This is a genomic window from Lentzea sp. NPDC051208, assembly GCF_040682435.1.
In the GTDB taxonomy this organism is placed as follows: Bacteria; Actinomycetota; Actinomycetes; order Mycobacteriales; family Pseudonocardiaceae; genus Lentzea; species Lentzea kristufekii.
Map to the genome: position 1 here is coordinate 1 of NZ_JBFBAW010000024.1, position 14,647 is coordinate 14,647.

11 protein-coding genes are annotated in these 14,647 nt (G+C 68.6%); 7 read left to right on the plus strand and 4 right to left on the minus strand.

From position 1 onward, the window contains the following. Nucleotides 1–315: 315 nt before the first annotated feature. Together AB0M48_RS39090 and AB0M48_RS39095 are read left to right on the plus strand one after the other, a co-directional pair. Complete coding sequence (locus AB0M48_RS39090; protein WP_363852305.1) at nt 316–1,626, plus strand: DUF2252 domain-containing protein; 1,311 nt, start codon at nt 316–318, stop codon at nt 1,624–1,626. Nucleotides 1,627–1,672: 46 nt separating this feature from the next. Further along, nucleotides 1,673–2,530 carry a Scr1 family TA system antitoxin-like transcriptional regulator gene (locus AB0M48_RS39095; protein WP_363852309.1) on the plus strand — a complete coding sequence of 286 codons (858 nt, stop codon included), beginning with the start codon at nt 1,673–1,675 and terminating at the stop codon, nt 2,528–2,530. 95 nt (nt 2,531–2,625) lie between these two features. Here AB0M48_RS39095 and AB0M48_RS39100 read toward each other — a convergent pair whose 3' ends face one another. Next, the gene (locus AB0M48_RS39100) at nt 2,626–2,787 is read right to left on the minus strand and encodes a hypothetical protein (protein ID WP_363852312.1); all 162 of its coding nucleotides are present in this window, start codon (nt 2,785–2,787) and stop codon (nt 2,626–2,628) included. Nucleotides 2,788–2,937: 150 nt separating this feature from the next. Continuing rightward, entirely contained in the window at nt 2,938–5,931 is a 2,994-nt protein-coding gene (locus AB0M48_RS39105; protein ID WP_363852315.1) for an NB-ARC domain-containing protein, read from the minus strand. Nucleotides 5,932–6,122: 191 nt separating this feature from the next. On the opposite strand from AB0M48_RS39105, the gene AB0M48_RS39110 reads away from it, so the two are divergent. Next, nucleotides 6,123–7,244 carry a hypothetical protein gene (locus AB0M48_RS39110; RefSeq protein WP_363852318.1) on the plus strand — a complete coding sequence of 374 codons (1,122 nt, stop codon included), beginning with the start codon at nt 6,123–6,125 and terminating at the stop codon, nt 7,242–7,244. A gap of 103 nt (nt 7,245–7,347) precedes the next feature. Here AB0M48_RS39110 and AB0M48_RS39115 read toward each other — a convergent pair whose 3' ends face one another. Beyond that, nucleotides 7,348–9,471: a tetratricopeptide repeat protein gene (locus tag AB0M48_RS39115; protein ID WP_363852321.1), complete on the minus strand. Its 2,124-nt coding sequence runs from the start codon at nt 9,469–9,471 to the stop codon at nt 7,348–7,350. A gap of 127 nt (nt 9,472–9,598) precedes the next feature. After that, entirely contained in the window at nt 9,599–10,408 is an 810-nt protein-coding gene (locus AB0M48_RS39120; RefSeq protein ID WP_363852324.1) for a GGDEF domain-containing protein, read from the minus strand. A 336-nt stretch (nt 10,409–10,744) separates the two neighbouring features. Here AB0M48_RS39120 and AB0M48_RS39125 point away from each other — a divergent pair, with 336 nt between their 5' ends. The 4 genes from AB0M48_RS39125 to AB0M48_RS39140 all read left to right on the plus strand — a co-directional run bounded on the left by AB0M48_RS39125 (nt 10,745) and on the right by AB0M48_RS39140 (nt 14,646). Then, the gene (locus AB0M48_RS39125; RefSeq protein ID WP_319987332.1) at nt 10,745–11,452 is read left to right on the plus strand and encodes a hypothetical protein; all 708 of its coding nucleotides are present in this window, start codon (nt 10,745–10,747) and stop codon (nt 11,450–11,452) included. 64 nt (nt 11,453–11,516) lie between these two features. Continuing rightward, entirely contained in the window at nt 11,517–12,074 is a 558-nt protein-coding gene (locus AB0M48_RS39130) for a hypothetical protein (protein WP_363852328.1), read from the plus strand. Then, on the plus strand, nt 12,061–13,278 hold the full coding sequence (locus tag AB0M48_RS39135; protein ID WP_363852331.1) for an MAB_1171c family putative transporter: 1,218 nt from the start codon (nt 12,061–12,063) through the stop codon (nt 13,276–13,278). Before AB0M48_RS39130 ends, AB0M48_RS39135 begins: the two co-directional genes overlap by 14 nt. Beyond that, a complete protein-coding gene (locus tag AB0M48_RS39140; protein WP_363852334.1) occupies nt 13,279–14,646 on the plus strand; it encodes an FAD-dependent monooxygenase in 1,368 nt (455 codons plus the stop codon). The last annotated feature ends 1 nt before the right edge of the window (nt 14,647 follow it).

Consider the following 14,647-nt stretch of genomic DNA (forward strand, 5'->3'; position numbering starts at 1 on the left):
GCCCCGCAACACGCCGGCCTCGTCATCGGACAGCAGCAACTCAGGCAGCTTCGGGTTCGGCATGCCACCGAACCCTACGCCTGCACACGAATTAACAACTCAGGACACTAGTCCTGCGACCAGTCTTCGGCCGCCGGCACCTCCTCGACGACCTGTTCTTCGAGCATCCGACGTATCTGCTCCTCGCTCGCACCGAACATGAAGCACATGTCTGCGACGTTAGGCGGGGCGTCCCCGTGCGGGCTTCTCGATTCCTGCTCGCTCTTTTGCGCGCGCCCGCCTTCTCTCACGGGCAGCCGCGTGCTGGGATGCACCATGAGCGATCGTGGCGACCGCATTGTGAGCGTGCTCGAAGAGGCCTTCGCCGGCCTGATGGCAGCCGACCCCGCCGCGTTCCGGCACAAGTTCCGCAAGATGGCGGCCGAGCCGTTCGCGTTCTACCGCGGCAGCGCGTGCCTGTTCTACGCCGACATGGCCGAACTGCCCGACGAGTGGGCCGACGACCGCACCGGCCGCATCTGGATCCAGGGCGACCTGCACGCGCAGAACTTCGGGACCTACATGGACTCCGAGGGCACGCTGGTGTTCGACGTGAACGACTTCGACGAGGCCTACCTCGGCTCGTTCACCTGGGACCTCCGCCGCTTCGCCGCCTCGCTGGCCCTCCTCGGCTGGCGCAAGGCCCTGCCCGACGGCGTGATCACCGACATGATCGACACCTACGTCGCCGCCTACGTCGCCCAGGTCCGTTCGTTCGCCGAGCACCCGGACGACGAACTCTTCAGCCTCCGCCTCGACAGCACCGAAGGCGCCCTGCACCGCGTGCTGCAACGCGCCCGCCTCGCCACCAGGATCGGCCTGCTGGAGGAGAAGACGGTGATCGTCGACTACGAACGCCGCTTCCGCCGCGACCGCGAGGGCATCCACGAACTGTCGGCCGACGTGCTGGAAGCCGTTACGCTCGCCTACGAGTCCTACCTGGACACCATCCCGACCGGCAAACGGGCGTCGAGCCGCACCTACGCCGTGAAGGACGTGGTGGGCCGCAGCGGTTTCGGCATCGGCTCAGCCGGCCTGCACGCCTACAACATCCTGGTGGAGGGCCGCTCCCAGGCGTTGGAGAACGACGTCGTGCTGTCCATGAAGCAGGCCAACGTCGCCGCGCCCAGCCGCATCGTCCCCGACGCCAGGATCCGCGAGTACTTCACCGACCACGGCCACCGCACCGCCGTCTCGCAGCGAGCCCTGCAGGCCCATGCCGACCCGTGGCTCGGCCACACCGAGATCAACGGCGTCGGTTACGTCGTCGCCGAACTCTCCCCCTACGAGGCCGACCTGGACTGGTCCGACCTCACCGAGCCCGCCGACATGCTGCCCGTGCTCGGCTACCTGGGCCGCGCCACCGCGAAGATGCACTGCGTGGCCGACTCGGACTCCGCGCAGACCCTCGTCGACTTCCAGTGCGAGGAGGCGATCGCCACGGCCATCGGGGGCCGGGACGCCGAGTTCTCCGCGTCCGTCGTGGAGTTCGCCCTCGGCTACGCGCGGCAGACGCGGGAGGACCACCGGCTGTTCGTGGACGCGTTCCGGGACGGCCGGATCAAGGGCGTCGACTCGACGGAGTAGGCCGTCCAGCGGTACGTTTGCAGCCAATCGAACGACAGGAACCCCGATGGCCCGCTCCGACGACGCCCAGCACGACCTCGACGACCTGGGCGTCCTCCTCCGCGTGCACCGCAAGAAGGCCCGGCTCACGGGCACCGAGGCTGCGCGGCGGGCCGGGTTCACCCAGTCGAAGCTCTCCAAGATCGAGAACGGCGTTTTGTTGCCGAGCCCGGAGGACGTCCGTCGCCTCACGACGGCTCTCGGCATGGATTCCGGCACGGCGGCGCACGCCCTCGAGCTGATCGACCGCCTGCAGGACGACTCGGCCGCGCGGCGCATCGTGGTACGCCGTGGAGCACTCACCGAACACACGGCTCTGCTGGCCAAGTTCAGCGACTACGTCGTGGCCGCCGACCCCGCCGTCGTGCCGGACTGGCTGCGTACCCGCGAATATCTGCTCGCCGCGGCCGGTCCGTTGTCCGAACGCAACACCAGGACGGCGACGGCGTTGGTGCGCAAGCGGCAGCGGCTCATGGCCACGCCGGGCCTGCGGTTCGAGTTCTTCGTGTTCGAGTCCGCACTGCGCACCCACGTCGGTTCGGCGCAGATCATGAGCAAGCAGATGCTCGAACTCTCCGAGATCGGCGAACGCCATCCGGACGTTGTCGTGCGCGTGGTTCCGCGCCGGCCTGCTGTCACGCCCGCTCTTCTGCACGGCTTCGAGGTCCACGGCGACCAGCGGGTGGTGCTCACGCTGATGCCGGGCGTCGTGGTGATCACGTCGGAGGACGACGTGCTGCCGTTCCGGCGGATGGTCACCTCACTGCGGGCCTGTGCGCTGAGCGAGGACGCGTCGCGGCGCTGCCTGCGCCGGTTCGGGCTGGCCTACCGGTCGAATGCGCTGACGGAGAAGTTCGCGAGTTGATCCCAGGTGGGCGTGCGACGGCCCACCTGGGAATGCACTCGACCTGGAGCGATTTCGACTGCCGGAGCGGGGGAACACCCGGCGTCGGGACTAACTCAGAGCAACGGACCTGACTGCTCGATCATGTTGATCCAGAAACGGCTGGCCTCGATCGCGTCCGGCGAATTGGTGTAGACCAACGCGAGAACAACCGCGAGCATGCCGAACAGCGGCAGCAGACGGCGCAGGACCTCGTTCAACTGGTTGTACTCCTGCATCTTCGGGGAGGGGGAGCAAATTCCAGGCTCAGCTGGAATCCGAATGCTCACAGAAACGAGATGCAAAAGTCAAATGTCCTGCTAACAGGTGACACCCGTCGAGGTATCTACAGATTCAACTACCTACCGGTAGTACTACTTGTTTCCGGCTCAGCGACCAGGGTCGAGCACAGGCGACTCGGATCGGGCAGCTGGCAACGCCAGGTCAACCTGGAGTTCCCGCAGCTCAGCGGCTACGACTTCGGCGCGGTCCCGATCCAGGTCCGCAAAGATGACGTGTGCTCGTTCCAACGCCTCGACGGCACCGTCGAGCTGGGCCACCCGTACGAGTATGCGACTGAGCACGTGCAGCGCCGTTGCTTCATGGATTGACGCGCCTGCTCTTCCGCAGAGCCTTATAGCCTGACGCGCGTACTGCTTCGCTTCGAACAATCTGCCGGCTTCCAATTCGATCTCGCTGAGCAGAGCGCAGACCTCCCCGGCGAGACCCACGGCGTGCAGCCGGGCATGCGCGAAGAGCGAGGCTTCTGCGAACTCGCGGGCTTCTGCGGTCAGTTCGCGCGCGAAACTCAGCGCGCCGAGCAAGTGCAGAACTGTAGCTTCGGACGCCTCGTCCCCGATCTCTCGAGCGAGCGCGAGGGCCTGGTGGTAATAGGTCGCGGCGCGCGTGTATTCGAAGGCGTTCTTGTACGCCTCGCCGGCGCGATAAAGGAAACCGACTTCCATGCTGGGGGCGGGGGATTCGGATTGACGCAGCATTCTCAACGCACGTTCATGTGAATCTATGCCCATGATCACACTGCCGGTGGCGACGAGAATCCGCGCGCCGGTGTGCAGGCAGCAGGCAATGGCCATGGTCTGGTCGCCCTCGGCGCGGACGAACCCCAGATGAGCCAGGTGCACGTGGTGTTCCGCTCGCCTGTATTCCTGGCGGAGCAGGTAGGTGAACCCGATCTGCAGCAGCAGCGCCGAGGTCTCCTCTTCGGCGTGCTCACCGAGGAACTTCGCCGCGGCGAGTCCCGCGTGCAAGAGCGTCAACACTTCGACCGTGTTCCCCTGCCTCAGCCATATCTGACCGATGAGCTGCGGGATGGTGACGGCATGTTCATAGTGTCCGGCGTGGAAAGCCAGGCGCACCAGGGCAAGAACGTTTTGCGCTTCGGCCGTGCACCAGCGACGCGCAGCGGCCGCGCTCTCGAATTCCAATGCGCCGACGTCCTCCTCGCTGTCCGGCGTCGGCACCCGCACCATCGTCGAGAAGAGCACCTGATCCGCGTGCTCGGCGGTGCGCAGGTAGTGGTCGAGCAGACGGAGCTCGATCCTCCCCCGTTCCCGTTCGTCGTCGAGCAGGCCGGCGGAGAACTCGCGCAGCAGATCGTGCAGCTTGAAGCGGTCGAGCTCTCCCGCCTGGTCGAGCAGGTGGGCCTCCGTCAGGGCGTCGAGGGCCGCGTGGACTCTCCGCCTGGGCAACGTCGTCATGGCGGCGGCCACGTCGACCGTGATGCTCGGGCCAGGATGCACGCCGATCGTCCGGAACAGGACACTCGCTTCAGGATCCAAGGCGCGCAACGACTGCATGAACACCGCACGAGGACCGTGAGTGGCGCCGAGGTCGAGCACGCCGCGTTCGCGGAAGTGCTTGACGAAGTCGCTCAGCGGCACCTCGGGGCGCGTGGCAATGTGGTTCGCGAGCACCTTGAGAACGATCGGCAGGCCCTGGCACACCCTTGTCAGCTCGGTGAGTTCGGCACGGCCGCGCGCGCGTTCTCCGATGCGGTCGACCAGGAGCGCGCCTGCGTCGTCCATGCCGAGGGATCCGAGCGAAATCCGTTGCGGCGCGAGGCGGGCCGCCAGTCCGGACAACCGGGAGCGGCTCGTCACGATCACCACGCTCGACGAGAACAACGGCAACAGCGACTGGATCTGCGCGGTGTTGCGCACGTTGTCCAGCACCACCAGGACTTTACGACCGGAGAGCACGGACTGGAGCTTGGCCGTGCGGTGGTCCGGATTGGTGATGCGGTCCGGCGGAACACCCAGGCCCTGCAGGAACCGGTCGACGACGAACGACGCGTCCACGATCGCGCTGTCGGAGAAACCCTGCAGATCTGCGAAGAGGACGCCGCCGGGGAACCGCTGCCGCCGCGTGTGACACCAGTGCACAGCGAACGCGGTCTTGCCGACGCCGCCAACGCCGTCGACGACCACCACGCCGGGGTTCGCGGCCGCGGTGTCCATTTCGGCGAACTTCTCCTCGTGGCCCACGAACATCGGCACGTCGAGCGGGAGTTGTTCGGGAACCAGCACGCCTGCGGTTCCTTCCCGTGCTCGGCCACCGGCGACGCTGTGCTCTTTCAAGCTGTCGTGGAACTTGCGCAGGTCGTCCGCCGCCGCGTCGTTGACGTCAGCCTTGAAACCCTTGTAGGCGCTGAAGAACAGCTCGGTGGCCTCCTCGGTGCGCGAGAGCCGGTAGAGCGCCTCCAGGCGCCGTTTCAGCAACGCCGGGTGCTCGTGGTGGTCGAGGTCCTCGAGCACTTCCAGGACCTCGTTGTAGTCGCCCAGGATCAGATACTCGCCGCACAGCAGGTCGTAGGCGGGCAGCAGCACGTTCAGCCGGATGCGGTGCCGCCAGGCTTCGGCCCGTTCCGATCTGAGGTCGTCGAGGGGGCGCTGATCGCCCCAGAGGGAGAACGCGCCGCGAATCGCGTCCAGCGCCTGTTGATGATCTCCACCGCGCACCAGATCTCGCGCTCTTTCCACGCGATTGCGGAACTGGAAGTAGTCCACTGATTTGCGGTCGACGTCGAGCCGGTAAGTTCCGTTCGCGACCACCAATTCCACTCGGTCCCGCATGGAATCGAGCACACGCCGGATTCGCCAGGAATACGAGTACAGGGTTTGCACGGGGTTCCGCGGGAGGTCATCGCCGTCCGACCAGACCCAGTCGGCGAGCTCCGCCGCAGGTAACGCCACCCGCGGTTGTGCCAGCAACGCACCGAGCATGGCCCTGAGCTTGAGCGGGCCCCATCGCCTGTCGACCTCGTCGCCGACCCGTATTCCCGTCTGCCCCAGAATAGTGAATCGCGCATCCACCAGCGCCACCCCTCGCGTCCCCGACCAAAGAGTGTCCTCCCAGTTCAGCATCAATGCAATGCACTCGATCGGCCGATGATGACAGTTCCGTGACAGTCCATTGACATATGGGCGTGAATTGCGCGTAGAAGAGGACAGAGGCTTGATCGAAAGTGTGCTGAAGTGCGCGAAGAGTTTCTGACAGCTCGATGAACACTCGTGGCGGGACGGTTCTCTCATCGCTTCGACCGATGGAGGCCTGGATGAACTGGTTCACCACCCCGCTCGGTGCGGGTGGCGCGCACCGGGTGACGGTGCCGGGATGCCGCAAGGTGCTCGTGATCGTGCCCAGCGTGGTGGCGGGCACGCGTCTGCTCGACCTGTTGCCTTTGCTGGACAGCGACTTCCGCGTCCAGACCTACTTCACGCTGCCCGAGCCGGACGCGGCCACGGCGCGGTTCGTCAGCGCGGCCGGTGGGTTGGTGATCGAATGGGATATGGCTTTGCAGCACGAGTTCGACCTCGTGCTCGCGGCCAGCTACCGGTTCATCGACCGGGCGCCGGGACCCGTGCTCGTGTTGCCGCACGGGGCGGGCGCGATGAAGTCGCGCCGGCGGGTCCGGGCCGCGGGGCGGGAGGCGCGGCCGGTGCACGGGCTCGACCGGCAGATGCTGATGCGTGACGGGAAGGTGCCGGCGTCGGCGATCGTGCTGTCACACGACGACGAACTTGCGGTGCTCGCCGAGTCGTGTCCTGAGGCGGTACCCGCCGCTGTGGTCGCGGGTGACATCTGCCTCGACCGGATGCGGGCCAGTCTGCCGTTCCGCGAGCAGTACCGGCGGGCGCTGGGTGTGGAGCCGGGTGACACGCTCGTCACGATCAGTTCGACGTGGACCGCGGAATCGACGTTCTACCAACGTCCTGAGCTCTACCGGGAGCTCACCGGCAAGGCTCGGGTGGCCGCGGTGCTGCACCCGAACATCTGGGCCGTGCACGGCGCCTGGCAGGTGCGGTCCTGGCTCGCCGACTGCGACGTGGTCGTCGTGCCGCCTGAGGAGGGCTGGCGGGCGATGGTGATCGCGAGCGACGTCGTCATCGGTGACCACGGTTCGACGACGCAGTACGCCGCCGCTGTCGGTGCTCGCGTGCTGCTCGCCACCTGTCCCGAAGTGCGGCACGGCAGCCTTGCGCACTCGATCAGCGAGGCGGTTCCGAGGTACACCGGTGACATCGCGGAGGCTGTGGCCGTCCCGGAGTTCGCGGGGCTGATCAGCTCGCGGCTCGACCGGTCCGGCGTGATCCTGCGCGCGGCCATGTACCGGCTGCTCGGCATCCCGGAACCGGCGCACGCCGTGCCTGTCTCGCCGGTGCGTCATGGTCGTTGACGAAGGTGTCGTCAGGCGCGACGGCGTGCTGCTCGTCCGCGGTGATCAAGCGGCGCCGAGGTGGCGGACGCTCGCGGACGTGCTGCTGGCCGGGCCCGAGCCGTCAGCCGAGGTCGCGCTTGCGGTCGCCAGGTTGTTGCTGGTGCGGTACGTCGGGTGTTCGCTCGTCGTCGTGCCGATCCAGCGCCGCGAGCCGGTCCCGGAGGCGGTCGGCGCTGGGATCGAAGGATTCGCCGTAGCACGCCAGGGCGGAGCGGTAGTGGTCACGAGCGTGCACGAACTCGCTCTGCCGTTCGGCGATCTCGCCCTTGAGCTCGAGGACATCGGCGACGTGCACCGGTGAACCGGCGTCACGGACGTCGGCGAGCACGCCCTCAGCGAGGCGCGCGGCCTCGTCGGGGCGGTCCGAGTGGAGAAGCGCACGGGACAGGAACATTCGTGCGCGCGCCTTGTCGACGACGTTGTCGAGGAGCGTCTCGCACTCCGTGAGTTCGGTGATCGCCTCGTCGAGACGGCCCATCTCGACGAGCACCTCGCCGACGCGCCGCCGGGCGAGGCCGATGCCGCGGGTCCGTTCGTGGAGGGTCTCCACGTCGACAGCCTCGCGGAAGTACCGGAGCGCTAGCTCGAACTCTCCCCTCAACCTGTAGGTGTAGCCGAGCTGCACGAGCGCCGTCGCCCGGCTGCCGAGATCGTGGTCGCCCGCGAGGTCGAGCACGGTGCGGGCCTGGGTGGCCGCCTCATCGAGACGCCCGAGGTTGCGGAACGCGACGGCGAGCTGGTTGCGCAGCCGGGCTTCGGCGTTCCTCTCGCCGCACGACTGCGCCGCCCGCACGCCGAGCTCGTGGGTGAACACCCAGTCCGAGTAGTGGTGCCGGCGCTGGAACAGCGCGTACATCGCCTCGGCCAGCTGCCAGACGAGGTCCGGCCAGCCGTGGTCGTCGGCGGCACGCAACGACTGCACGAGGTTGTCGCGTTCGTGGTCGAGCCAGTCCAGCGCCTCGGCTCGCGAGGCGAACACGTCCGGATCGGCGGACTTGAAGCGCGGACCGACGCGCGGCCGGCCGGGGATCGCGGCCGAGTCCGCGACAACCGCCTTGTCCAGGTAGAACTCCACGATCCGGTGGACCGCTTCTTCACGTTCGCCGTCGTCCTGCCCGCGCGCGTGGAGGCGCAGGAGGTCGTGGAACCGGAACCGGTCGTCGCCGGCTTCGATGAGGAGGTTCTTCTCCACCAGGTCGTCGAGATCGTCCTCGACCTCACCGACGTCGTCCGCGAGCATCGCCGCCGCGGCCTCCACGCCGAAGCTGACACCCGGATGCCACGAAGTCAGGCGGTAGAGCCGGGCCTGACGCGGCGGAAGCTCCACATAGGACAGATCGAGCACCGCGCTCACCGACGTGGCGCCGCCGCCGAGGTCCAGACCGGCGAGCCGGCGGTTCTCCGCGGTCAGCTCGTCGACCTCCTTGGCCAGCGTGCGACGCGGCCGCCGGGACAGCCGCGCACCGATCACCCCGAGCGCGATCGGCATCCCGCCGCACAGCCGCGCGAGCTCCCGCGCCGCGTCGGCCTCCACGGCGAGCCTGGGCTCCCCCACCACCCGCTCCAGCAGCTCGACCGAGTCCCGCAGATCCATCGGATCGACCTCGATGAACCGGGCACCGTCCATGGCGAGCGGGCTGAGCCTCCACCGGCTGGTCACCACCACCGCACAGCTCGGCGACGCGGGGAGCAGCGGCCTGACCTGGGCCGCGCTGGCGGCGTTGTCCAGCAGGACCGCGAACGCCCTGTCCGCGGTCAGCGACCGGAACAGCGCCTGCCGCTGGGCCAGGGTCGGAGGCACCACCTCGACGCCGAGCGCGCCGAGGAACCACTCCAGCACGTCGTCGGGCTGCGCGGCTTCGGCGTGGGCACCGAGATCGACGTACAGCTGCCCGTCCGGGAACTGGTCACGTGTGTCGTGCAGCCATCTCAGCGCCAACGAGGTCTTGCCGACACCGCCCGGCCCGCTGACGACGACGAGCAGCTGGTGATCTGCGCGCTCGTGCCACCTGTCGAGCTCGGTGAGCTGGTCCGCGCGGCTGACGAACAGCCTCGGCGCCGGCGGAAGCTGTTGCGGCACAGGTTTTCCAGGTGGTCCGGAATGGACGTGCACCGTTCCGATCGATCCGGCCTGCACCAGGTTCCCGTAGGAGGCCCCGGACACGGTGTTCTCGACTCTCGCCACCCGACATCACCCCGCGACCACGCTACGACCTGGACCGCCTCCAAGGCAGCCGCTCGCCGGGGTCATCCGGGTGACACTGTCCGTGTTCGCCAGACGGCTACCAACCCCGGAGCTGCCACCGAAAGTGCTAGTGGACGAGGCCGTGGTGGCGGTTGGTCCACGCGGCGACGGCCGGCAGCACGTCCGTGATCCACTCGCGGGCGGCAGCCGTGAGTTCGTAGCGGGCCGCGCGGCGGAGCACGAAACCGTTGTCCTGCAAGCGTTCCAGCGTGAGGATCACCCTCGGGCCGAGGATCGAGAGCAGCTCTTCCGCGTTCTTGGCGCCCTCGGACAGCGCGACCAGGACCTGGGGCAGCTGGTCGCTGCTCATCAGTTCCTGCAACGCGCGCAGGTGGTGCAGGGCCGCGGAGTCCACCTTGCGCTCGGCGGCGAACGCGCTCGGGTCGTGGACCTGGACGCGGGCCCGGCCGCCTCGCTTGGCGCGCTGCAGGGCCGCGTCGGTGTCGCGGACCAGGTCGATCAGCGTGTCCTCTGCAGTGGGCACGTGCGACGCGACGCCGATGGACGCCGTCTGGCCGTGCAGGGTGACGTGGTAGCCGTCGTTCGTGGTGATCTCGGTCTGCAGTGCGCGGATGCCGCGCAGGATGCGTTCGGCCACCATGGCCGCTTCTCCGCCCGTGGTGCGGGGCAGCAGCACGAGGAACTCGTCGCCACCGTGGCGGCACACGAGGTCCGTGGGGCGCGTGTGGGCGGTCAGCACCGCGGCGACGTCGCTCAGCACCACGTCGCCGGCGGGGTGGCCGTACTCGTCGTTGATCTTCTTGAACCGGTCGAGGTCGATCATGAGCAGCGCGACCTGCTCCCACCGGCGCTGGGCACGGCGGTACGTCGCGGGTGCCTGGTCGTCCCACCCCCAACGGCCCAGGAGGCCCGTCAAGCGGTCAGTCGCCCACGCGCCAACGGGTTGTGCGCACGAACTGCAACGCGAGGGAGCGCTCTCGTCGTGCAGGCGCAGAGAACCGTGGTCCACCGGTAGCCCCATCCGCACAGTCGCCATGAGTCCCCCCAGACTGCAGCTCTGACCGGCCCGATCTGCCCCTTTCAACTGAGGTGACGTCGTTCGGATCAAACGCGACACATCAGTGCAAGCGGCGGAGTGTGATCATAGGGCTACCGACAGGTGGTTTCAACCCTTGTGATGCCATATGCTCTTCGGGTTCCACAACAGTGGAAAGATCCCCCAGGCCCTTGGTCGCTCCAGCGGAGGTGTGGCGTGAGGCCGTTCGCCGAGGTCCTCAACGAGCTGTGCAACAACCCGCCCGATGGCCGAGGCAAGGTCACCAACGTAGCGCTTGCCGCCGCGGTGAAGTCACGGGGCGGGGACATCGGGCACGGCTACATCTCGCAGCTGCGGCTCGGCGTGAAGGACAACCCGACCTGCCAGGCGATCGTCGACCTCGCCGACGCGCTCGGCGTGCACCCCGCCGCCTTTCTCAACGGACGCCGTGAGCTGCACCCGGCAGAGCGGCCCGGCTGGCGCCCGACGGCGTTGAGCACGCTCTTCGAGGCCGTGCACCCGCCCGACCGCGGGCCCTGGTCGCCGGAGGAGGTCGCGGCCTCGATCAGCTCGTCCGGCCAGTTCGGCAGCATCTCCGCCAGTTACATCCGCGAACTCCTGAGCAACACCAGCGACAACCCGCGGCTCAAGCACATCCTCGGCCTGGCCGACCACTTCGGCGCCGATCCGGCGTACTTCTTCGACGACGACCTGGCCGCACGGGTCGATTCGGAGCTGACGGACTTCCTCGCGCTGCGCGAACTCGGCGTCGTGGAATTCGTCACCCGTCTGGCCGAACGCACCGGCGATCTGTCCCCGCAGGCCAGGGCCGCTGCGGTAGAAGGGTTCCGGCAGGCGCTCGAAGTCGGCGAGGGCTGGTCGTTCCCGCTGAACAGCCGCCGTACGTCCGCGGACCACACTTGATGACGACGCCGGCGTGAAGATCTCGGCCTGGACCGCTGCAGACGACATCGAGAGGAGGCGACGGGTGAACCGCAGGAAACTGCGCAAGCTGGTCGACGAGGTCGCCCGGGACCTCGACCTGCCGCCCGACGCCACGCACCAGGAGGCGAGCCGCCGGGTCTGCGAGCTGATGAGCGAACGGCTGGGGCGCGCTGTCGACGTCCGCTTCGCCGCCATCACCAACGCGGTCTGCCTGAGCGGGGCGACCGCGTTGCTCGAGAACGGCACGTACCTCGTCATCTGCGCGGACTCGCCGTCCTGGTACCACCGCCTGCACGTGCTGCTGCACGAGTTCGCGCACGTGCTGCTGAAGCACCAGCCCGTCGCGCTGACCCGCGACGAGGGCATGCGCAGGCTCGCTCCGCACTTGCTGCCGCGGATGGCGAAGATCATCGCCGGCCGGACGACGCTGACCGAGGACGAGGAGCGCGAGGCCGAGAACCTCGCCGACCACCTGCTGGAAAGGCTGACGGAACACCGGGTGTGGGCCGACACGGCCGCCACCGAGGAGCCCGCGCACGTGCGCCGGGTGGCCGAGTCGCTCGAAGGAAGATCTCGCTGGGTGCGTCGTGGCGATCTTTAACCTGATCTACCTCTCCTGCGGCGTCGTCGGTCTGCTCCTCCTCGCGTACAAGATCCGCGCGCTGCGGTCGAGCTGGGGCAGTCCCCGTGTCGTCGCGCTCATCTCGACCGTGTTCTTCTCGGCGTTCGCCGTGCTCTTCGCGGCGCCCGCGAACATCACCTGGATCAACTGGGCGAGCGGCGTGCCGAACTTCGCCGCTCTGCTCGTCTACAGCCTGGTGGTGTGCTTCGCCGGAGCGGCGTTCGCGCTGGTGATCTACTGGCGCTACCCGGCGGCCCAGGCGTGGCAACGGGTCCGCCTGATCATCATCAGCTACAGCACGATCGTCGCCGCGATGGTCGTGCTGTTCTTCAAGTCCGAGGTCGACGAGGAACGTCAGGTCGACTTCGACACCTACTACGCGACGCAGCCGACGATCGCGGTCTTCCTGTTCATCTACCTCGTCGCGACCATGGTCGGCTGCGGTGGTCAGGCCTACCACTGCTGGCAGGGCTCGCGGGACGAGGCGATCTCGGCGCGGCCGTGGCTTCGCCTCGGGCTGCGCTGGTACTGCGCGGCGGCGCTGTTCCCCATGGCGTTCGCGGTCATCAAGCTGTTCGTGCTGCTGATGGACTGGGCCGGCGAGCGCAGCTTCGACGTGCTGAGCACGACGGCACCGCTGATGGCGTCGCTGAGCATGATCCCGCTGGTGATCGCGATGGCACTGCCGGTCTTCGGGCCGCGCCGCCCGTCGCCCTCGCTGTGGGTGCGGCGCTGGCGCACGTACTTCGCGCTGCGCCCGTTGCACCGCGCGCTGGTGCACGTGAACCCCGGCATCGTGCTGGTGGCGCCGGGCAAGTTCCTCAACCCGCACCACCGCGTGCGCCGGCAGATCATCGAGCTCAACGACTGGCGCTGGGCGCTCACGCCCTACTTCGACCTGAGCGTCGGCGAGGCGGCGACGTCCCTCGCGCGCCAGGCCGCGCTGCCCACGGACGAACTGGCCGCCGTCGTCGAGGCCGCCCAGTTGCGCGCCGCGGGCTCGTCCGACGGCCGCGCGCGGGCGCCCGAACGCCGTCCCGCCTCGGTGATCGTCGACGGCACCGACCTCGCCGCCGAGCACGACAGGTGGGTCCGGATCTCGCGTGCGTACCAGCACTCGCCGATCGTCGACGCCGCCGTCGCCGACGCGGCACGCGTGCAAGCAGCAGGGGGAATGGACTAGATGGCACCCACACACGCCGTTGTCCTCGGCGGTGGACTCGCGGGCATGCTCGCGGCGTCCGTCCTCGTCAGGCACTTCGACGAGGTCACCGTGGTGGAGCGCGACAAGCTGCCGGACGGCCCCTCGCCGCGCTCCGGCGTGCCCCAGGCCCGGCACGCGCACCTGCTGATGTCCGGTGGCGCGCGGGCGATCGAGTCGCTGCTGCCGGGCACGCTGGACGCGCTGTTCGCCGCCGGGGCGCACCGGATCGGGGTGCCGAACGACCTGGTGTCGCTGAGCGCCCAGGGCTGGGTGCCGCGGTTTCCCGAGATGCAGTTCATCGTCTCGTGCAGTCGCGGGCTGCTGGACTGGGTGGTGCGCAGCCAGGCGTTGCGGGACAACAAGATCTCGGTGCTGACCGGGACGGAGCCGGTGTCGTTGCTCGGTGACCGGGACGCGGTGACCGGGGTGCTGGTCGAGGACCGGATCTCCCGCGAGCAGATCTCGCTGGAGGCCGACCTGGTCGTGGACTCGACCGGGCGCGGCTCCCGGTTGCCGGCCTGGCTGGAGGACTTCGGGCTGCCCGCCGTGCACTCCGAGAGCGTCGACTCCGGACTTGCCTACGCCACGCGGATCTTCCAGGCGCCTCCGGCGGCCGCCTCCGGTTTCCCGATCGTCAACGTGCAGGCGAACCCGCGTGACCCGTTCCCCGGTCGCACCGCGACCCTGCTGCCCATCGAGGACGGCAAGTGGCTGGTCACGCTGTCCGGCACGCGCGGCGGTGAACCGTCGACCGACGAGTCGGAGTTCGTGTCGTTCGCCCGCTCGGTGCGCAACCCGGTCGTGGGCGAGCTGATCGCCGCGGCCGAGCCGCTGTCGCCGGTGTACGGGTCGCACAGCACCGCGAACCGGCGGATGTTCTTCGAGCGCTTGAAGTCGTGGCCGCGCGGCCTGCTGGCCCTGGGCGACTCGGTGGCCACCTACAACCCCGTCTACGGCCACGGCATGTCGGTCGCGGCGCAGAGCGCGCAGGCGCTGGACGCCGGTCTGGCGGCCGGGCACTCCGAGCAGCAGATCCAGCGCGGCATCGGCAAGGTCGTCGACGGGGCCTGGGCGATGGCGACCAACCAGGACATCCTGTATCCGGGTGCGGTCGGCAAGCCGTTGCCGCTGGCCGGACGGGTGCTGCAGCGCTATGTGGACCGGCTCGTGCGCACGGCGACCACGGAGCCGCCGGTGACGCGGGCGTTCCTGGAGGCGTTCACGTTGTCCGCGCCGATGGCGAACCTGATGAGCCCCGAGGTGTTCTGGGCGACGATGCGTGGACCCCGGTCCGCGGCACCGGATCCGACGCTGACGGCGGACGAGCGGGATCGGGTCACCGGCTGAC